General features: G+C 64.6%; 14 protein-coding genes and 1 tRNA gene. 3 read left to right on the top strand and 12 right to left on the bottom strand.

What is annotated here, in order from left to right:
* Positions 1-120: 120 nt before the first annotated feature.
* From HNP46_RS31130 to rpsU, 6 genes are all read right to left on the bottom strand, one after another.
* Positions 121-444: a hypothetical protein gene (locus HNP46_RS31130; protein WP_184596842.1), complete on the bottom strand. Its 324-nt coding sequence runs from the start codon at positions 442-444 to the stop codon at positions 121-123.
* 176 nt (positions 445-620) lie between these two features.
* Positions 621-697: transfer RNA gene (locus tag HNP46_RS31125), tRNA-Ile, on the bottom strand.
* Positions 698-713: 16 nt separating this feature from the next.
* Complete coding sequence (locus HNP46_RS31120) at positions 714-4,448, bottom strand: bifunctional diguanylate cyclase/phosphodiesterase (RefSeq protein WP_184596840.1); 3,735 nt, start codon at positions 4,446-4,448, stop codon at positions 714-716.
* 104 nt (positions 4,449-4,552) lie between these two features.
* The gene (gene rpoD / locus HNP46_RS31115; protein WP_184596838.1) at positions 4,553-6,406 is read right to left on the bottom strand and encodes an RNA polymerase sigma factor RpoD; all 1,854 of its coding nucleotides are present in this window, start codon (positions 6,404-6,406) and stop codon (positions 4,553-4,555) included.
* Between the two features lie 78 nt (positions 6,407-6,484).
* On the bottom strand, positions 6,485-8,497 hold the full coding sequence (gene dnaG / locus HNP46_RS31110; RefSeq protein ID WP_184596836.1) for a DNA primase: 2,013 nt from the start codon (positions 8,495-8,497) through the stop codon (positions 6,485-6,487).
* Between the two features lie 194 nt (positions 8,498-8,691).
* Positions 8,692-8,907 carry a 30S ribosomal protein S21 gene (rpsU, locus tag HNP46_RS31105; protein WP_003085057.1) on the bottom strand — a complete coding sequence of 72 codons (216 nt, stop codon included), beginning with the start codon at positions 8,905-8,907 and terminating at the stop codon, positions 8,692-8,694.
* A gap of 200 nt (positions 8,908-9,107) precedes the next feature.
* Between rpsU and tsaD the strand changes: the two genes are divergently transcribed.
* Complete coding sequence (tsaD, locus tag HNP46_RS31100) at positions 9,108-10,133, top strand: tRNA (adenosine(37)-N6)-threonylcarbamoyltransferase complex transferase subunit TsaD (protein WP_184596834.1); 1,026 nt, start codon at positions 9,108-9,110, stop codon at positions 10,131-10,133.
* Positions 10,134-10,231: 98 nt separating this feature from the next.
* Here tsaD and plsY read toward each other — a convergent pair whose 3' ends face one another.
* Positions 10,232-10,801, bottom strand: coding sequence for a glycerol-3-phosphate 1-O-acyltransferase PlsY (plsY, locus tag HNP46_RS31095; RefSeq protein WP_184596832.1), 570 nt, complete (start codon positions 10,799-10,801; stop codon positions 10,232-10,234).
* Positions 10,802-10,881: 80 nt separating this feature from the next.
* On the opposite strand from plsY, the gene folB reads away from it, so the two are divergent.
* On the top strand, positions 10,882-11,235 hold the full coding sequence (gene folB / locus HNP46_RS31090; RefSeq protein ID WP_138525588.1) for a dihydroneopterin aldolase: 354 nt from the start codon (positions 10,882-10,884) through the stop codon (positions 11,233-11,235).
* On the top strand, positions 11,226-11,762 hold the full coding sequence (gene folK / locus HNP46_RS31085; RefSeq protein WP_184596831.1) for a 2-amino-4-hydroxy-6-hydroxymethyldihydropteridine diphosphokinase: 537 nt from the start codon (positions 11,226-11,228) through the stop codon (positions 11,760-11,762). Before folB ends, folK begins: the two co-directional genes overlap by 10 nt.
* 152 nt (positions 11,763-11,914) lie before the next feature.
* Here folK and HNP46_RS31080 read toward each other — a convergent pair whose 3' ends face one another.
* The 5 genes from HNP46_RS31080 to HNP46_RS31060 all read right to left on the bottom strand — a co-directional run bounded on the left by HNP46_RS31080 (position 11,915) and on the right by HNP46_RS31060 (position 18,737).
* Positions 11,915-13,144: a multifunctional CCA addition/repair protein gene (locus tag HNP46_RS31080; RefSeq protein WP_184596829.1), complete on the bottom strand. Its 1,230-nt coding sequence runs from the start codon at positions 13,142-13,144 to the stop codon at positions 11,915-11,917.
* Between the two features lie 189 nt (positions 13,145-13,333).
* Positions 13,334-13,843 (bottom strand): DUF4136 domain-containing protein, encoded by a 510-nt coding sequence (locus HNP46_RS31075; RefSeq protein WP_184596860.1) that lies wholly within the window; start codon positions 13,841-13,843, stop codon positions 13,334-13,336.
* Positions 13,844-13,902: 59 nt separating this feature from the next.
* Positions 13,903-15,456 (bottom strand): SpoVR family protein, encoded by a 1,554-nt coding sequence (locus HNP46_RS31070; RefSeq protein WP_184596827.1) that lies wholly within the window; start codon positions 15,454-15,456, stop codon positions 13,903-13,905.
* On the bottom strand, positions 15,453-16,724 hold the full coding sequence (locus tag HNP46_RS31065; RefSeq protein WP_184596825.1) for a YeaH/YhbH family protein: 1,272 nt from the start codon (positions 16,722-16,724) through the stop codon (positions 15,453-15,455). The genes HNP46_RS31070 and HNP46_RS31065 overlap by 4 nt, the downstream gene beginning before the upstream one ends.
* Before the next feature lie 90 nt (positions 16,725-16,814).
* A complete protein-coding gene (locus HNP46_RS31060; RefSeq protein ID WP_184596823.1) occupies positions 16,815-18,737 on the bottom strand; it encodes a PrkA family serine protein kinase in 1,923 nt (640 codons plus the stop codon).
* Between the last annotated feature and the right edge of the window lie 19 nt (positions 18,738-18,756).

The raw sequence follows: 18,756 nt of genomic DNA, 5'->3' as shown, positions 1-18,756 counted from the left end.
AGCGCCGGTTCGGCGCCAGTCGAAATCGACGGCGACGCACTCGGCGCTTTGTCTTGCAGGCCCACAGGTCCTGCCCGGCAAAGCCAGCTTCCGCAACGGCGGAACGCGGGTGGAAGTCTTTTACACCAGCGGCGCCGGCCCCGACAACTCCGCCAGCGCGCCGCTCAGGCGCTGGCGCAACTCGCCCAGCTCGCGGGAGCGGAAGGCGTGGCGGGTACGCTCCAGCACACCGATGGCATCGGCCAGCAGCGCCAGCACCCGCGCCGAATCACTCAGCGGTGCATCCTTGAACCAGCGGCACAGCGGCGCCTGTTCGCAGTTGCGCGGCCCTTCCAGCACCGCGCAGGGCAATTCGTAGGCCGCCAGCAACGCCCGGACCTGGCGGGCCATCTGCGGGTCCTGGGAAGTGACCAGCAACTGGACCGGATAGCGGTGGAGAGTCATGAGGGGATCGCATCATATCAGGGAGATGCCAATTTAATGGCTAATGGCTATCTGATATTGACGCCTGTCATGTCGGCGTGGCGATTGTGCCGGAAAGCCGGCAGCGAGCGAGGCCTGTTCACCCGGCAAGCACAAACGAAAAAGCCGCGCTACTGCGCGGCTTTTTGCTGAAAGGGTGGTGGGCCCACACGGACTTGAACCGTGGACCAAAGGATTATGAGTCCTCTGCTCTAACCAACTGAGCTATAGGCCCCCAGAAGGCGGGCGGATTATACCGGCGCGTTGTGGGTTGCGCCAACCGGGTGCAGTGGGACCAGGAACCGGTTGGCAAAGGCGTCGGCCGGTAGCGGGGCGCTGAGGGCGTAGCCTTGGATCTGGTCGCAGCCTTCGGCTTCGAGGAAGCGCTCCTGGGCTTCGTGTTCCACGCCTTCGGCGATCACCGTGAGGTTCATGCTGCGGCCCAGGGCGATGATGGCGCGGGCGATGGCGGCATCGTGGGGGTCGTCCGGCAGGCCGTGGACGAAGGACTGGTCGATCTTCAGGGTGTCCAGCGGCAGCTGCTTGAGGTAGCTGAGCGAGGAATAGCCGGTGCCGAAGTCGTCGATGGCCAGTTGCACGCCCAGGTGCTTGAGGCTGTGCAGGATCGCCAGGGCTTCCTCGGTCTGGTGCATGAGGAAGCTTTCGGTGATCTCCAGCTGCAGGCGCGAGGGTTGCAGGTCGTAGTGAGCGAGCAGTTCGCGGATGCGTTCGACCAGGTTGGTCTGGCGCAGCTGGGCGCCGGCGAGGTTGACCGAGAGCGGGCCGAAGGCGGCGTGGCTGTCCTGCCAGCGGCTCATCTGGCGGCAGGCTTCGCGCAGCACCCAGTCGCCCAGCGGCAGGATCAGGCCGTTTTCCTCGGCCAGGGGAATGAAGCGATCCGGAGAAATCGCGCCGAATTGCGGATGTTTCCAGCGGATCAGTGCTTCGGCTCCGACAAGTTTGCCGGTGCCGAGGGACAGCTTGGGCTGGTAGTAGAGCTGCAGCTGGTCGCTCTCCAGGGCGCGGCGCAGTTCGTGTTCCAGGGCCATGCGCTCGGTGGCCTGGAAGGTCAGCTCGCGGGTGTAGAACTCGACGCGGTTGCGGCCCTGGGACTTGGCCCGGTACATGGCGGCGTCGGCGTTCTTCACCAGGGTGGCGACATCGGCGCCGTCGCCGGGGTAGAGGCAGATGCCGATGCTGGCGCTGACGAAGAACTCCTGCTCGCCGGCGATGAACGGCTTGTCGAAGCACTGCAGCAGCTTGTTGGCCACGTGTTCGGCGTCCAGCGCGTGGTGCAGGCCGGGCAGCAGGATGATGAATTCGTCGCCGCCCTGGCGCGCCACGGTATCGACGTCGCGCAGTTGCTCGCGCAGGCGGCTGGCGATGGATTTCAGCAGGAGGTCGCCGACCGGGTGGCCGAGGCTGTCGTTGATGTGCTTGAAGCGGTCGAGGTCGAGGAACAGCACGGCGCCCTGGTGATCGTCCTCCTGGGCTTCCTTGAGCGAGGCGTTGAGGCGGCTCTCGAACAGCAGGCGATTCGGCAGGCCGGTCAGCGGGTCGTGGTGGGCCTGGTAGTCGAGCTTGGCTTGGGCGTACTTGAGGGTGGAGATGTCGGCGAATACGCCGACGTAGTGCGTGAGTTCGCCACTGCCATTGCGTACGGCGCTGATGGTCAGCCACTCGGGGTACAGCTCGTGATTCTTGCGCCGGTTCCAGATTTCGCCCTGCCAGTGGCCTTCGTCGTTGAGCTGGTGCCAGAGCGCGACGTAGAAGCTGCTGTCGTGCTGGCCGGAGGCGAGCAGGCGTGGCGAGCTGCCGAGGGCTTCCTGCTCGCTGTAGCCGGTGATTTCGCTGAAGGCGCGGTTGACCGCGACGATCTGCTGGCGGGCGTCGGTGATCATCACGCCTTCGGCGGTGCTCTCGAACACGGTGGCGGCCAGGTGCAGCTTCTCCTGCATCTGCTGGCGCTCGGTGATGTCGCGGGCGATGGTCAGCATGCAGTCATCGCTGCCGATGGTGATGCGGTGGGCGGACAGTTCGCACAGGCGCAGGCTGCCGTCGCGGGTGCGGATCTGCGCGGTGAACTCCGGCGCGCTGGGGGCGTTGCCGAGAATGGTGAGCAGCTTGCTGCGCTCGGTCGGGTTGGCCCACAGGCGCAGGTCCAGCGTCGAGCGTTCGGCGGCTTCCTCGCGGCTGTAGCCGGTGATGCGGGTGAAGCCCTGGTTGACCTCCACCAGCCGGCCGTCGCTGATGCGCGAGATGAGCATGCCGTCGGGGGAGGCGTGGAAGGCCTTGGCGAATTTCTCTTCGGAGACCCGCAGTTGCTCCTGGGTTTCCTTGACCTGGGAGATGTTGCGTACCACCACCACCAGCGCCGGGGTGTCGTCGAGGACGATGTGCTGGGCCGAGAGCAGGGCGGTGAAGCGCGTGCCGTCGCGGCGGTTGAGCGGAATCTCGACGTTGTTCAGCGGTTCGCCCTGCAGGCGCTGGAGCATCGCCGGGCCCATGCCCGGTTCGCCCCAGATGCCCAGGTCGGTGGAGGTCCGGCCGAGGGCTTCGCTGGCGGGGATGCCGATCTGCTGCTCGAAGGTGCTGTTCACCGCCAGCAGTTGGCCGTCGACGCGGCGGGCGAGGACGATGATGTCCGGGCAGTGGTGGAACACCGAGGCGAACTTCTGTTCGGACAGGCGCAGCGCCTGCTCGGTGTGCTTGGCCTCGGTGATGTCGATCATCAGGCCGCGCAGGATCAGGTCGTCGCCGTGGCGGATCAGCGTGACGATGTCGCGGATCCAGACGATCCGCCCATCGGCGGCGAGCATGCGGTAGTCGAAGCTGTGGTTGCGTCCGGCCTGGCTCTCGGAGAGGCAGAAGCTGATGGCGTGCTCGGCGTCCTCCGGGTGCAGGGTGCGCTGCCAGAAGCCGGGCTCCAGCCAGTCCTTGAGCGGGTAGCCGAGCAGCCGCTGGGCGTGGGGCGAGACGTAGGTGAAGCGGTTTTCCGCCAGGCGCATTTCCCAGGCGATGGCGGTCAGGCTTTCCACCAGGCCGCGGTAGTGCTGCTCGCTGTCACGCAGCGCCTGTTCGAGCTTCTCGCGGCGCTGCATCTCGTTGCGCAGCCGGCGGTTCATGGTGAACAGCACCAGCAGGCCGAGGATGGTCAGCAGGGCGATGGGCACGGCGATGCGGATCACCTCGCGCCAGACGGTGCGCCGATCCAGCAGACCGCCGACCCAGGGGGCCTGGAGGGCGTCGATCTGTTCCACGGTGAGGTCGGCCAGCACCTTGTCGATGATGCCAACGAGGATCGCCTGGTCCTTGGGCACGCCCATCGCCAACTGATAGCGATAGGGCGTCTCGCCGCTGATCTGCAGGCCTTCGAGCTTGAGCTGGCGCAGGTTCCAGACGGCGGAGGCGAGGTCGCCGACGAAGGCGTCGATCTGTCCGGTGGCCAGCGCCTGCAGGGCGGCAGGGACGCTGGGGAGCGGCTGCAGGTTGAGGTCGGGGTGCTTGGCCATCAGCAGTTCGTGGGCGGCATAGTCGGCCACCACGCCCACCTTCAGGCCGTACAGCTGTTTGAGATTGGCAGGCTCCGGGCCGGTCTTGCGGGCCAGGATGATGATGGGGAAGTCCAGGTAGGGGCGGGTGAAGGCCAGGTAGTCCAGGCGTCCGGGCGTCGCCATGATGCCGGGCAGCAGGTCGATGCGGTTGTCCCGTGCCTGCTGCAGCACGTCCGCCCAGCTCGCCGGCTCGACGGGTTGCAGCTGGATCTTCAGCTGTTCGCCGATGATCTTCACGTAGTCGGCGGCCAGCCCCTGGTAGCGACCGTCGTTGCCGCGGAACTCGAAGGGCGGCCAGGAGGCGTCGACACCCAGGCGCAGGCTGGGGTGATCCTGCAGCCAGCGCTGCTCCTCGGGCGTGAGGCTCAGGGCGAGCGCCTGCCCTGCCCAGAGTGCCAGGCACCACAGTAGAACTGCCTGCAGACGCGGCATGGAGGGCCTCATTCCAGGGGGACTACGCCGAAGTGTAGACGTGGCACTTTGCCCGATGGAAGACCCAAAGAAAAACCCCCGGTTTTCAGGCCGGGGGTTCTTCGTCACTCGTCGAGGAAGGAGCGCAGATGCTCGCTTCGCGACGGGTGGCGCAGCTTGCGCAGCGCCTTGGCTTCGATCTGGCGGATCCGCTCGCGGGTCACATCGAACTGCTTGCCGACTTCCTCGAGGGTGTGGTCGGTATTCATGTCGATGCCGAAGCGCATGCGCAGGACCTTGGCTTCGCGCGCGGTGAGGCCGGCGAGGACTTCGCGGGTGGCTTCCTTGAGGCTCTCGCTGGTCGCCACTTCGATCGGCGACTGCATGGTGGAGTCCTCGATGAAGTCGCCCAGGTGCGAATCTTCGTCGTCACCGATCGGCGTTTCCATGGAGATCGGTTCCTTGGCGATCTTCAGGACCTTGCGGATCTTGTCTTCCGGCATGTCCATGCGTTCGCCCAGCTCTTCCGGGGTCGGTTCACGGCCCATCTCCTGCAGCATCTGGCGGGAGATACGGTTGAGCTTGTTGATCGTCTCGATCATGTGCACCGGAATACGGATGGTGCGGGCCTGGTCGGCGATCGAACGGGTGATCGCCTGGCGGATCCACCAGGTGGCATAGGTCGAGAACTTGTAGCCGCGACGGTATTCGAACTTGTCCACCGCCTTCATCAGGCCGATGTTGCCTTCCTGGATCAGGTCGAGGAACTGCAGGCCGCGGTTGGTGTACTTCTTGGCGATGGAGATCACCAGACGCAGGTTCGCCTCCACCATCTCCTTCTTCGCACGACGGGCTTTCGCCTCGCCGATGGACATGGCGCGGTTGACGTCCTTGATCTCGGCAACGGTCAGCTGCGAACTGGCTTCCAGGTCGACCAGCTTCTGCTGGTTGCGCTGGATGTCGTCACGCAGGCGCTCGATGGCCTCGGCGTACTTGGGCTTGCCCTTGAGGACGGCATCGACCCAGGCGGTGTCGGTTTCGTGGCCGGGGAACTGGCGCAGGAAGTCGGCACGCGGCATGCGGGCATCCCGCACGCACAGCTGCATGATGGCGCGCTCCTGGCGGCGGACGCTGTCCAGCGCATCGCGGACCTTGGCTACCAGCACGTCGAACTGCTTGGGCACCAGCTTGATCGGCATGAACAGCTCGGCCAGGGCAACCAGCTCCTCGGTGGCCTGCTTGCTGCCACGACCGTGCTTCTTCAGGACCTTCTTGGCCTTTTCCAGCTGTTCGGCAACGGCGCCGAAACGACGGGCGGCTTCTTCCGGGTCCGGACCGCCATCGCCTTCTTCTTCCTCGCTATCGCCGTCGGACTCTTCGTCCTCGTCGTCCTTGTCCTTATCCTTGGCTTCGGCGTCGTCTTTCAGACCGACTGGCTCGACTTCCTCTGCCGGCAGGCTGCCGTCATCCGGGTCGATATAGCCGCTGAGGACGTCCGACAGGCGGCCGCCTTCGGCGACGATGCGGTTGTACTCGTCGAGAATGCCGTCCACCGCGCCCGGGAACTGGGCGATGGCGCTCATGACTTCGCGGATGCCTTCCTCGATGCGCTTGGCGATTTCGATCTCGCCTTCGCGGGTCAGCAGCTCCACGGTACCCATTTCACGCATGTACATGCGCACCGGGTCGGTCGTGCGGCCAACGTCGCTCTCTACCGCGGCAAGGGCGGCAGCGGCTTCTTCGGCGGCAGCTTCGTCGGTATCGGTTTCCGCCAGCAACAGGGCATCCGCATCCGGGGCTGTCTCGAATACGTTGATCCCCATGTCGTTGATCATGCGGATGATGTCTTCTACCTGTTCCGGATCAGAGATATCCTCCGGCAGGTGGTCGTTGACCTCCGCGTAAGTCAGGTAACCCTGCTCACGACCACGGGTGATCAACTCTTTGAGACGAGATTGCTGTTGCGCTTTTCCGGACATAACACCCTATCCACTGAAGGTCTTGGCGGGCTGAAATAAGCCGAGGATTATACCAGATTCGAGGCTTCAGGCGCCAGTTCAGCTCTGGGCGCCTGGTGACGAGGGAGAGCTGATGTGCTCTCGCAGCAGGGCTTTCTCTTCGTCGGTCAATTCACTGGGACTCTTTTGCAGCACGCTACGCAGGCGGGCTTCGCGGCTGCTGTGCAGTTGGTTGTGTGCAAGTGTAGTAATGGTGTCAACGAACTGCTTTTCAAGATTGTCCTGGCCGATCAGCCATTCCTTTTCTGCCAGGACTTGCAGCAGGCGCCCTTGTGGGGTGCCGTGCCAGCGCGCGATCAGGTGCATCGAGCGCTGCTTGGGGTTCTTCTGCAGGGCCTCGACCAGCGCCACCAGCAGTTGCGAGTTGGTCTGCCCTTCGTTGGAGAAGTGGCTGGCGTCCTCGACTTTCTGCGCCATCTGCGGGTAATGCAGCAGCGTGCGCAGGGCGGTCAGGGTCGGCGATTCGACGTGGATTTCGGTGCGCGGCTGGCGCGGAACGAAATCACCTTTCTTGCCTTTGCCGTCCCACTTGCGGTCGCCCTTCCAGGATTTCTTGCCCGGCTTGGCGCCGCCCTGGTGCCCAGCGGAGAAATCTGCTGGTGCCTCGAAGTAGTTCGAAGCATCCTGATAATGGCTGTCGCCGTGCTCGGCGAACTGGCCCATGTCGTAGTCGGCGTACTCGTGCGCGGATGAATCCGCCACTGCCGGCTTGGCGGCGTGGCTGCCCTGGCCGGACAGGCCCGAGCGCGGCGCGCTGATCTGGCTCAGCGCTTCGGCCGACAGCCCGGTGATCTCGCCCAGGCGCTGGCGCATCAGCAGGCGCAGGGTGTTGCCGGGAATCTTCTCCAGCAGCGGCCCGGCCAGGGTCGCCAGGTGCGCCTTGCCCTCCAGCGTGCTGGGGTCGGCTTCCTGGGTCAGTTGCTGGAAGAAATAGTCCGCCAGCGGCTGGGCCTGGTGGGCGAGGCGGGCGCGGAAGGCGTCCGGGCCTTCGGCGCGTACCAGGCTGTCCGGGTCTTCGCCTTCGGGCAGGAACAGGAAGCGCACCTTGCGCCCGTCCTGCAGGTTGCTCAGCGCCGACTCCAGCGCGCGCCAGGCGGCGTTGCGGCCGGCCTGGTCGCCGTCGAAGCAGAAGAGGATGTTCGGCACGATGCGGAACAGCCGCTTGATGTGTTCTTCGCTGGTGGCCGTGCCCAGGGTCGCGACCGCGTTGCGGATGCCCTGCTGCGCCAGTGCGATGACGTCCATGTAGCCTTCGACCACCATGATCTCGTCAAGATCCCGGTTGTTCTTCCGCGCTTCGTACAGGCCGTAGAGCTCCTGGCCTTTATGGAAGACCGGGGTTTCCGGCGAGTTCAGGTATTTCGGCTTGTCGTCGCCCAGCACCCGGCCGCCGAAGGCAATCACCCGCCCGCGGCTGTCGCGGATGGGGAAGATCACCCGGTCGCGGAAGCGGTCGTAGCGCTTGCCGCTGTCGGGGTTTTCCACCAGCAGGCCGGCGTCGAGCATGGCCTTGAGCTGCAGGTTGTCGCCGCCCAGGTTCTTCAGCAGGTTGTCCCAGCCCGGCGGAGCGAAGCCCAGGCCGAAGTCGCGGGCGATCTCGCCGGTCAGGCCGCGGCCCTTGAGGTACTCCACCGCGGCCTTGCGCGCCGGATGGCTCTTGAGTGCCTGGCGATAGAACTCGGCGGAAGCCGCAAGTAGCGGATAGAGCGGCGAGTCCACCGGCTGGCGAGGCTTGTGGCCGCGCCGGCCTTCCTCGCGGGGCACGTCCATGCCGGCGCGCTTGGCCAGGTCCTCGACGGCCTGGACGAAGTCCAGCTGGTCGTGGTCCATGACGAAGCCCAGCGCGTTGCCGCCGGCGCCGCAGCCGAAGCAGTAGTAGAACTGCTTGTCCGGGCTGACGGTGAAGGAGGGAGTCTTCTCCTTGTGGAACGGGCAGCAGGCGCTGTAGTTCTTGCCGGTCTTCTTCAGCTGGATGCGCGAACCCACCACATCGAGAATATCGGTGCGGTTGAGCAGGTCATCGATGAAGGATTGTGGAATCAGGCCGGCCATAGACTCATCGGAACGCAGGGTGGACCCAAGGATAGCCGTGAGTGGCTAATCGTGGGTTTGCAAAAATAAGCATGGGCTGGAAAAGCAAAAACTCCGAAGTCCGCGAATGCGAATCGGAGTGGGGTGCCTGTTTCAGGCACTCGCCCGGCGAGTGGGCCGGGCGATGCGGAAAGCGTGCGACGAAGCGCTGTAACTCAGTACAGGCGCTCGCGGCGGCGCTGCTCGCGCTGCACTTTCTTGGCGTGACGCTTAACAGCGGCAGCGGCCTTGCGCTTACGCTCGGCGGTCGGCTTTTCGTAGAACTCGCGGCTACGGACTTCGGCCAGTACGCCTGCTTTTTCGCAGGAGCGCTTGAAACGACGCAGAGCTACGTCGAAGGGTTCGTTCTCTTTAACTTTGACGGCGGGCATCCAGGTCGTACCTTCAATGATTACCGGAGGATTTATCGCGCTCCTGACGGTTGTTCGGAGTCGGCGGTTTTCAAGGGTTGCGGATATTAAACGTTCGGAAGGAGGAATGCAAAGCCTCCGATCGAAAAGCACTGGTCCGAAGCCCAGCCGGCGATTATGATGCGCGGCTTCAATTTTGCCCAGAGTAAAGGCTCGAACCCATGCTAGTGCTGGGGTTGGAAACCTCCTGCGACGAGACCGGCGTCGCCCTGTACGACAGCGAAAAAGGCCTGCTGGCCGACGCGCTGTTCAGCCAGATCGACCTGCACCGCGTGTACGGCGGCGTGGTTCCCGAGCTGGCCTCCCGTGATCACGTCAAGCGCATGCTGCCGCTGATTCGCCAGGTGCTGGACGAGTCCGGTTGCACTGCGCAGGACATCGACGCCATCGCCTACACCGCCGGCCCCGGCCTGGTGGGCGCGCTGCTGGTCGGCGCGTCCTGCGCCCAGGCCATGGCGTTCGCCTGGGGCATACCGGCCGTCGGCGTGCACCATATGGAAGGCCATCTGCTGGCGCCGATGCTGGAAGAGCAGCCGCCGCAGTTCCCGTTCGTCGCCTTGCTGGTGTCCGGCGGCCACACCCAGCTGGTACGGGTGGATGGCATCGGTCAGTACCAGGTGCTCGGCGAGTCGGTGGACGACGCAGCCGGCGAAGCCTTCGACAAGACTGCCAAACTGCTCGGCCTGGCCTATCCCGGTGGTCCGGAGATCGCCCGCCTGGCCCAGAGCGGCACGGCGGGACGTTTCGTCTTCCCGCGGCCGATGACCGACCGTCCGGGCCTGGATTTCAGCTTCAGCGGCCTCAAGACCTTCGCCTTGAACACCTGGCAGCGCTGCGTGGCTGAAGGTGACGACAGCGAGCAGACCCGCTGCGACATCGCCCTGGCGTTCCAGACCGCGGTGGTCGAGACCCTGACCATCAAGTGCAAGCGCGCGCTCAAGCAGACGCACCTGAAGAGCCTGGTGATCGCCGGTGGCGTCAGCGCCAACCAGGCGCTGCGCCAGCATCTGGAAAAGATGCTCGGCGAGATGAAGGGCCAGGTGTTCTACGCCCGCCCGCGCTTCTGCACCGATAACGGCGCGATGATCGCCTATGCTGGCTGCCAGCGGCTGCTGGCCGGGCAGCAGGACGGCCCGTCGATCGGCGTCCAGGCGCGTTGGCCAATGGAGTCGCTGTCGGCCGTCTGAGGCCAGACGGGAGCTGCAAGCGACAAGCCGCAAGCCATAAGCGGCATGTCCGCGCTTTTTGCTTGAAGCTTGCGGCTTACCGCTTGAAGCTTTACGCCCTAGAAATGGCGTTCGCGACCGGCGATCAGGTCGCGCAGGTTGCTGCGGTGGCGCCAGACGATCAGGCCGGTGAGCACGGTCATCGGCAGCAGGGCCGAAGGTTCCTGCCAGGCCAGCAATGGCAGGGTCAGCGGCGTGGCCACCAGGGAAGCCAGCGAGCTGGTGCGCGACAGCTTGAAGGTGACCAGCCAGGCGATTGCCGCGAGCAGGGCAGCCGGCGGATACAGCGCCAGCAGCATGCCGGCGGCGGTGGCGACACCCTTGCCGCCACGGAAGTTGAAATACAGCGGGTAGAGGTGACCGATCACTGCGGCCAGCCCGATCCAGGCCTGTTCGACGTCGGACAGCCCGAGCAGGCGGGCGACCAGTACCGGCAACAGACCCTTGGCAAGGTCGCCCAGCAGCGTAAGGATGGCGATCTTCCTGCCGGCCAGGCGCAGCATGTTGGTGGCGCCGGGATTGCCCGAGCCGCTGGCGCGCGGGTCGGCCGTGCCGAATAGGCGACTGAGCAGTACCGCGAAGGACAATGATCCGAGCAGGTAGGCGAGGATCGCCAAGAACCAGAACATGGTTTCCACCGGAGACGAGGTCGTTTCCGATTCTAACGGGGTGCCGGCCGCTTGTCGTGTCGCCTTGGAGCATGCAGTCAGTGGACAGAGTTTTCATCGAGGGGCTGGAAGTGGACACCGTGATCGGCGTCTACGACTGGGAGCGGGGTATCCGGCAGTGCCTGCGCCTGGACCTGACGCTGGGCTGGGACAACCGCCCGGCGGCGGCCGACGACGACATCGCCAAGGCCCTGGACTACGCCGTGCTCTCCGAGCGGGTCATGGCCTTTGCCCGTGACGCGCACTTCCAGCTGGTGGAAACCTTTGCCGAACGCCTCGCCGCTTTGCTGATGGCGGAATTCGGCATCCAGTGGCTGCGCCTGAAAGTCACCAAGCCGGGCGCCGTTGCGGCGGCCATCGGCGTGGGCGTGGAGATCGAACGCGGATGCCGCTGACGACGGTCTACCTCGGGCTGGGCAGCAACTTCGAGCGCGAGCGCCATCTGCTCGCCGGGCTGGAGGCGCTGGATGGCTTCCTTGAGGACATCCACTGCTCGCCGGTGTTCGAGAGCGAGCCGGTGGGGATTCGCAGCGGCCCCTTCTACAACTTCGTGATCGTCGCGCGCACCGACCTGCCATTGGCGGAGTTGAGCCTGCGCCTGAAACATATCGAGGCGGACAACGGCCGCTATGCGCCGGAGCGCAAGGGCCTGCCGCTGGATATCGATGTGTTGCTGTATGGCGATCTGCACGGCGAGTTCGACGGCCTGACCCTGCCGCGCGCGGAAGTACTGAAGAATGCCTTCGTGCTCTGGCCGCTCTCCCTGCTGGCTCCCGAGTTGAAGCATCCGGGTGTGCAGCGTTCTTTCGCTGAACTGTGGGCGGATGCCCAGATCGGGCAGAAGCTCTGGCCGGTGCCGTTCCGGTGGCGTGGCGTGGAGCTGACGCCAGCGGCGTTGATCGCGGCGCATCCGGCGGCCTGATCCCGCGTTCGGATCCCTCCCGGGTCAGAGCCCGTAGGAGCGGACTTCGTCCGCGATGCTATCCGGCGCGACGCGGACTCATCGCGGACGGAGTCCGCTCCTACGCAAGTATGGGCAGCGGCGTATAACCGCGAACGGTTATATGCCCTACTTCAGCCAGCGTGGCTTTCCTTGTAGGCCTTCAGGGCGGTCAGGCGCTCACGCTTGAGCGCTTCGCCCAGCTCGGCGCCCTTGAGTCCCTTCTCCAGCAATGGCTGCACCGCCACTGCGCGGGCGGCCTGGGCGGCGCCGCGCAGGTAGTCGGCCTGTGGATAGGCGCGGTCTTCGAGTCCGTGACGGCCACGGGCGTCCATCTCGCTGGCGGCGAGGAACTCCTCGAAGCGCTGCGGCCGGCGGTAGACGTCGAAGGATTGCAGCAGCTCGAGGATGGTGTTCGGCCGCAGCTCCAGCGCGCGGTGGCAGTGGGTGTGGTACTCGCCGACCAGTCGTGCCAGTTCCTGGCAGTCGCGCGGGACCTTGAAGCGGGCGTTGATCGCGTCGATCAGCGGCAGGCCCAAGTGTTCGTGGGCGTGGTGCTTGGGCCACTCTTCCTCGCGGGTTTCGCCCTTGCCTACGTCATGCACCAGGCACGCCCAGCGCACGCTCAGCGGTTGCTCGTGCTTGGCGCACTCGCGCAGCACGGCCAGCACGTGCTCGCCGGTATCCACTTCCGGATGGTGTTGCGGCGGTTGCGGCACGCCGAACAATGCGTCGACTTCCGGCATCAGCACGGCCAACGCGCCACAGTCACGCAGGACCTGGATGAACACATCCGGGCGCGATTCCATCAGGGCGCGGGAGATTTCCTTCCAGCTGCGTTCGGCGGTCAGCGCTTGCAGTTCGCCGGATTCCGACAGCTCCCGCATCAGTGCCAGGGTTTCCGGCGCCACGCTGAAACCCATCGGCGCATAGCGGGCGGCGAAGCGGGCGACGCGCAGTACACGCAGCGGGTCTTCGGCGAAGGCCGGGGAGACGTGGCGCAGCAGGCGGGCTTCGAGGTCTTGCTGGCCGTGATACGGGTCGACGATCTGGCCGTCATCGTCCTCGGCCATGGCGTTGATGGTCAGGTCGCGGCGGATGAGGTCTTCTTCCAGGGTGACGTCGGGGCTGGCGTAGAAGGTGAAGCCACCGTAGCCTCGCCCGCTTTTGCGTTCGGTGCGCGCGAGGGCGTATTCCTCGCCGGTCTTCGGGTGGAGGAATACCGGGAAGTCGGTGCCCACCGGGCGATAGCCCTGGGCGAGCATCTCGTCGGCGCTGGCGCCGACCACCACCCAGTCGGTGTCGCTGAAGGGAATGCCGAGCAGACGATCGCGCACGGCGCCGCCCACCTTGTAGATCTGCATGAAGCTGTCTCCTGTTCTGGGGGATAGCTTCGGGGTTCTCTGCGTTCGCTTCAAGCTGAGAGGTTTGGGCGGTTCGCGAGCAATAACGATGGCGTCCCCCTCGCTCCTACGCACGGGGCGAGGTTTTCGTAGGAGCGGACTCCGTCCGCGATAGGTTCGCATCGCGCCGGATGTTATCGCGGCGGGGGATTACGGCGCGGCGGCGGGGATCTGCTGGACCAGCGCGCCGATGGCGTCCTGCAGCAGCGCGGCGCTGGAGTGCGCGGGACTTAGGCCGGTGCTGACGGTGCCTTCCCACAATGTCTGTTCCTGGGCATCGGTCAGGCGCAGACGCAGGGTGCCGGTCTCATCGCGCAGGCGATGGATGGCGAGGTAGGGGCCGAGCGGGTCCGGCGGCGGTGCATCGACCTTGAATTCCAGCGGTGCGTCCTGCAGCGCCAGCCAGTAGTAGACGCGGACCTGCGGTGCGGCGCTTTCGCGGTAGCCGCGCTCGATCAGGCCCTGGCGCACCTGGGCGTTGATCAGCGGATAGCGGCTGCGATAGGGAAGGGCATCGACGGCGTTTTCCGGCGGCATCAGCTGGAAGTCGCGCAGCCCGGCCAGGCGCGCATCGGCGGGATGCGCGACCTGGGCGTGAGGTACGGGGTTGCTGCAGGTCGCGACAGCGAGGCAGAGCAGGAGAATGGCGAACAGGCGCATGGCGGTCTCCAGCGGGGTTGCCGCCATGCTTGTCGTCCTCTGCTGCACCGGTCAACCGATCAAATGGGCGGGATGATCAGGTCGAGCCGCGGGTAGCCCTCTTCGCTGTCGCGCTCACCCTTTGGGGGCATGTGGAAGGTGTTGACGATGTTCTCGCCCTGCAGGGTCTCCAGGTGGATGTCGAAGCCCCACAGTCGGTGCAGGTGCTTGAGCACGTCGTCGGTGGATTCGCCCAGGGGTTTGCGGTCGTGCTGCTGGTGGCGCAGGGTCAGCGAGCGATCGCCACGGCGGTCGACATCCCAGATCTGGATGTTCGGCTCGCGGTTGCCGAGGTTGTACTGGGCCGCCAGGGTTTCGCGGATCTTGCGGTAGCCGTCGTCGTCGTGGATGGCGTCGACCAGCATGTCGTCCTTCTGGTCGTCGTCGAGGATGCTGAACAGCTTCAGGTCGCGGATCACCTGGGGCGAGAGGAATTGCAGGATGAAGCTCTCGTCCTTGAAGCTCTTCATGGCGAACTTCAGGGTGGCCAGCCAGTCGCTGCCGGCGATGTCCGGGAACCAGCGCTTGTCTTCCTCGGTGGGGTGCTCGCAGATGCGGCGGATGTCGCGGTACATGGCGAAACCCAGCGCATAGGGGTTGATGCCGCTGTAGTAGGGGCTGTCGAAGCCGGGCTGGTAGACCACGCTGGTGTGGTACTGGAGGAACTCCAGGATGAAGCCGTCGCTGACCAGGCCTTCGTCGTAGAGGTCGTTGATCAGGGTGTAGTGCCAGAAGGTGGCCCAGCCTTCGTTCATCACCTGGGTCTGGCGCTGCGGGTAGAAGTACTGCGCCACCTTGCGCACGATGCGCACGACTTCGCGCTGCCAGGGTTCGAGCAGCGGGGCGTTCTTCTCGATGAAGTAGAGGATGTTTTCCTGTGGCTCGCTGGGGTAGCGGGCCAGGCCCTGTTCCTTGTCCTTGCCGGAGACCTTGGGAATGGTCCGCCAGAGGTCGTTGACCTGGCGCTGGATCTGTTCCTCGCGCTCCTTCTGGCGCTGCTTCTCTTCCTCGGCGGAGATCGGGTAGGGCCGCTTGTAGCGGTCCACGCCGTAGTTCATCAGGGCGTGGCAGGAGTCCAGCAGGTCTTCCACGGCGTCGATGCCGTAACGTTCCTCGCACTTGTTGATGTAGGACTTGGCGAACACCAGGTAATCGATGATCGACGTGGCGTCGGTCCAGGTGCGGAACAGGTAGTTGCCCTTGAAGAAGCTGTTGTGCCCGTAGCAGGCGTGGGCAATCACCAGCGCCTGCATGCACTGGGTGTTCTCTTCCATCAGGTAGGCGATGCACGGGTCGGAGTTGATCACGATCTCGTAGGCCAGGCCCATCTGGCCGCGCTTGTAGTTCTTTTCCGTGCTGAGGAAGTGCTTGCCATAGGACCAGTGGCTGTAACCGATGGGCATGCCGACGGAGGCGTAGGCATCCATCATCTGCTCGGCGGTGATCACCTCGATCTGGTTGGGGTAGGTGTCCAGCGCGTAGCGTTCGGCGAGCCGGCTGATCTCGCGGTCGTACTGCTGGATCAGCTCGAAGGTCCACTCCGAGCCGGTGGCGATCGGCTGGCGCTTGCTCATGCGACGAGCCTCCTCTGGAACAGCTCGCGGAATACCGGGTAGATGTCCGAGGCGGAGACGATCTGCTGCTGGGCGAAGCTGTCCTCGAAGCTGTCGCGAATCTTCTCGTACTCGAACCACAGCGCCTGGTGCTCGCGCGGGGTGATCTCGACGTAGGTGTAGTACTGGACGAACGGCATGATCTGCTTCAGCAGGATGTCGCGGCAGACCGGCGAGTCGTCGTTCCAGTTGTCGCCGTCCGAAGCCTGGGCGGCATAGATGTTCCATTCGTTGGTGGGATAGCGCTCGGCCATCACCTCCTGCATCAGCTTCAGGGCGCTGGAGACAATGGTGCCGCCGGTCTCGCGGGAGTAGAAGAATTCTTCCTCGTCCACCTCGCGGGCGCTGGTGTGGTGGCGGATGAACACCACCTCGATCTTCTCGTAGTTCCGCTTGAGGAACAGGTACAGGAGGATGAAGAAGCGCTTGGCGATGTCCTTGGTCGCCTGGGTCATCGAGCCGGAGACGTCCATCAGGCAGAACATCACGGCCTTGGAGGTCGGGTTGGGCTGCTTCACCAGCAGGTTGTACTTGAGGTCGAAGGTGTCGAGGAACGGCACCTTGTCGATGCGCGCGCGCATGCCGGCGATCTTCTGCTCCAGCTCCTGGATATCGCCGAGGTTGTCCGGTTCCTCGCGCTTCAGGCGCTCCAGTTCGGCTACCGCCGCGCGCAGTTTGCCGCGGGTGGAGCCGGACAGCGCGATGCGCCGTGCGTGGGCCGAGCGCAGGGTGCGCACGATGTTGATGCGCGAGGGGTTGCCCTCGTTGCTGATGCCGGCTCGCACGGTCTTGAAGGTGTCGCTGCCGGTGAGGTGGCGCTTGACCAGGTTGGGCAGCTCCAGGTCCTCGAACATGAAGTCGAGGAATTCCTCCTGGGTGATCTGGAAGACGAAGTCGTCCATCCCGTCGCCCTGGTTGCTCGCCTTGCCCGCACCGCGGCCACCGCCGCCGCCCTGGGGCCGCGGGATGTGTTCGCCGGTGGTGAATTCCTTGTTGCCGGGGTGGACGACCGTCTGGCGGCCACCACGGCCATGGTGCAGGACCGGCTCGTCGATATCGCGGCCGGGAATACTGATCTGCTCGCCGTGTTCCATGTCAGTGATGGAGCGGCGGCTGACGGCTTCTTCCACCGCCTTCTTGATGTGCTCACGGTAACGCCGCAGGAAGCGCTGGCGGTTCACCGTGCTCTTGTTCTTGCCGTTCAGACGCCGGTCGATGACGTAGCTCATAGGCCCTCCGGGCGCGTCAGGCTGCAGGCGAAAGGCTGCAGGCGGGCTGCTGTCCAGCTTGCCGCCTGCAGCTTGTAGCCTGTAGCTGTTTTACTGCGACTTGCGAACCCGCAGATACCATTCCGACAGCAGGCGCACCTGCTTCTCGGTGTAGCCGCGCTCGACCATGCGTTTGACGAAGTCGTTGTGCTTCTGCTGATCCTCCTTGCTCGCCTTGGCGTTGAAGCTGATGACCGGCAGCAGGTCCTCGGTGTTGGAGAACATTTTCTTCTCGATCACCACGCGCAGCTTCTCGTACGACAGCCAGCTGGGGTTCTTGCCGTTGTTGCCGGCCCGGGCGCGCAGCACGAAGTTGACGATCTCGTTGCGGAAGTCCTTCGGGTTGCTGATGCCGGCGGGCTTCTCGATCTTCTCCAGCTCCTCGTTCAAGGCAGCGCGGTTGAGGATCTCGCCGGTTTCCGGGTCGCGGTATTCCTGGTCCTGGATCCAGAAGTCGGCGTACAGCACGTAGCGGTCGAAGATGTTCTGACCGTACTCGCTGTAGGACTCCAGATAGGCCGTCTGGATTTCCTTGCCGATGAACTCGACGTAGCGCGGCGCCAGGTATTCCTTGAGGAAACGCAGATAGCGCTCGCGGGTTTCCGGCGGGAACTGCTCTTGCTCGATCTGCTGTTCCAGCACGTAGAGCAGGTGCACCGGGTTGGCGGCGACTTCATGGGGGTCAAAGTTGAACACCTTGGAGAGGATCTTGAAGGCGAAGCGGGTGGAAAGCCCCGCCATGCCCTCGTCGACCCCGGCGGTGTCGCGGTATTCCTGGATCGACTTGGCCTTGGGATCGGTGTCCTTGAGGTTTTCGCCGTCGTAGACGCGCATCTTCGAGTAGATGTTGGAGTTTTCCGGCTCCTTCAGGCGCGACAGCACGGAGAACTGCGAGAGCATCTTCAGGGTGTCCGGCGCGCAGTGGGCGTGCGCCAGGGAGCTGTTGATCAGCAGCTTGTCGTAGATCTTGATCTCATCGGAGACGCGCAGGCAGTACGGCACCTTGACGATGTAGATACGGTCGATGAAGGCCTCGTTGTTCTTGTTGTTGCGGAAACTGTGCCATTCCGATTCGTTGGAGTGGGCGAGGATGATGCCGCTGTAGGGCAGCGAACCGAGGCCTTCGGTGCTGTTGTAGTTGCCTTCCTGGGTAGCGGTGAGCAGGGGGTGGAGCACCTTGATCGGCGCCTTGAACATCTCGACGAATTCCATCAGGCCCTGGTTGGCCCGGCACAGTGCGCCCGAGTAGCTGTAGGCGTCGGCGTCGTTCTGCGGAAATTCCTCCAGCTTGCGGATATCCACCTTGCCGACCAGTGCGGAGATGTCCTGGTTGTTCTCGTCGCCCGGTTCGGTCTTGGCGATGGCGATCTGGTTGAGGATCGAGGGGTGCAGCTTGACCACGCGGAACTGGCTGATGTCGCCGCCGAATTCGTTGAGGCGCTTGGTCGCCCAGGGCGACATCACCGAGCGCAGGTAGCGGCGCGGGATGCCGTAGTCCTCTTCGAGAATGGCGCCGTCTTCATCCGGGTTGAACAGCCCCAGGGGCGACTCGAACACCGGCGAGCCCTTGATCGCGTAGAAGGGCACGTGCTCCATCAGTTGCTTGAGCTTCTCGGCCAGCGACGATTTACCGCCGCCGACGGGCCCCAGGAGGTAAAGGATCTGTTTCTTCTCTTCCAGGCCTTGGGCGGCATGGCGGAAGAACGAGACGATCTGGTCGATGCACTCTTCCATGCCATGGAAGTCGGCAAAGGCCGGATAGCGGCGGATAACCTTGTTGGAGAAGATTCGCGACAGGCGGGAATCGACGGAGGTGTCCGCCAGTTCGGGCTCGCCGATTGCCATCAGCATGCGCTCGGCGGCGGTGGCGTAGGCGATCTTGTCCTGCTTGCAGAGATCCAGGTACTCCTGGAGGGAGTACTCTTCTTGGCGGGTCGCTTCGAAGCGTTCCTGGAAGTGACTGAAAATGCTCATGACGTCTCCTCGCTCGATG

This window comes from Pseudomonas nitroreducens (genome assembly GCF_014204515.1).
Classification (GTDB): domain Bacteria; phylum Pseudomonadota; class Gammaproteobacteria; order Pseudomonadales; family Pseudomonadaceae; genus Pseudomonas; species Pseudomonas nitritireducens_A.
The sequence above is the reverse complement of the archived record's forward strand: the minus strand, read 5'-3'. Positions and strand labels throughout refer to the sequence as shown.

Coding starts and splice junctions, on each gene's coding strand:
- rpoD (WP_184596838.1), bottom strand. CDS start 6,406: ATGTCCGGAAAAGCGCAACAGCAATCTCGTCTCAAAGAGTTGATCACC.
- HNP46_RS31070 (WP_184596827.1), bottom strand. CDS start 15,456: ATGAGCAAGCGCCAGCCGATCGCCACCGGCTCGGAGTGGACCTTCGAG.
- tsaD (WP_184596834.1), top strand. CDS start 9,108: ATGCTAGTGCTGGGGTTGGAAACCTCCTGCGACGAGACCGGCGTCGCC.
- HNP46_RS31065 (WP_184596825.1), bottom strand. CDS start 16,724: ATGAGCTACGTCATCGACCGGCGTCTGAACGGCAAGAACAAGAGCACG.
- dnaG (WP_184596836.1), bottom strand. CDS start 8,497: ATGGCCGGCCTGATTCCACAATCCTTCATCGATGACCTGCTCAACCGC.
- HNP46_RS31130 (WP_184596842.1), bottom strand. CDS start 444: ATGACTCTCCACCGCTATCCGGTCCAGTTGCTGGTCACTTCCCAGGAC.
- HNP46_RS31120 (WP_184596840.1), bottom strand. CDS start 4,448: ATGCCGCGTCTGCAGGCAGTTCTACTGTGGTGCCTGGCACTCTGGGCA.
- HNP46_RS31080 (WP_184596829.1), bottom strand. CDS start 13,144: ATGCAGATCTACAAGGTGGGCGGCGCCGTGCGCGATCGTCTGCTCGGC.
- rpsU (WP_003085057.1), bottom strand. CDS start 8,907: ATGCCCGCCGTCAAAGTTAAAGAGAACGAACCCTTCGACGTAGCTCTG.
- folK (WP_184596831.1), top strand. CDS start 11,226: ATGCCGCTGACGACGGTCTACCTCGGGCTGGGCAGCAACTTCGAGCGC.
- plsY (WP_184596832.1), bottom strand. CDS start 10,801: ATGTTCTGGTTCTTGGCGATCCTCGCCTACCTGCTCGGATCATTGTCC.
- HNP46_RS31075 (WP_184596860.1), bottom strand. CDS start 13,843: ATGCGCCTGTTCGCCATTCTCCTGCTCTGCCTCGCTGTCGCGACCTGC.
- HNP46_RS31060 (WP_184596823.1), bottom strand. CDS start 18,737: ATGAGCATTTTCAGTCACTTCCAGGAACGCTTCGAAGCGACCCGCCAA.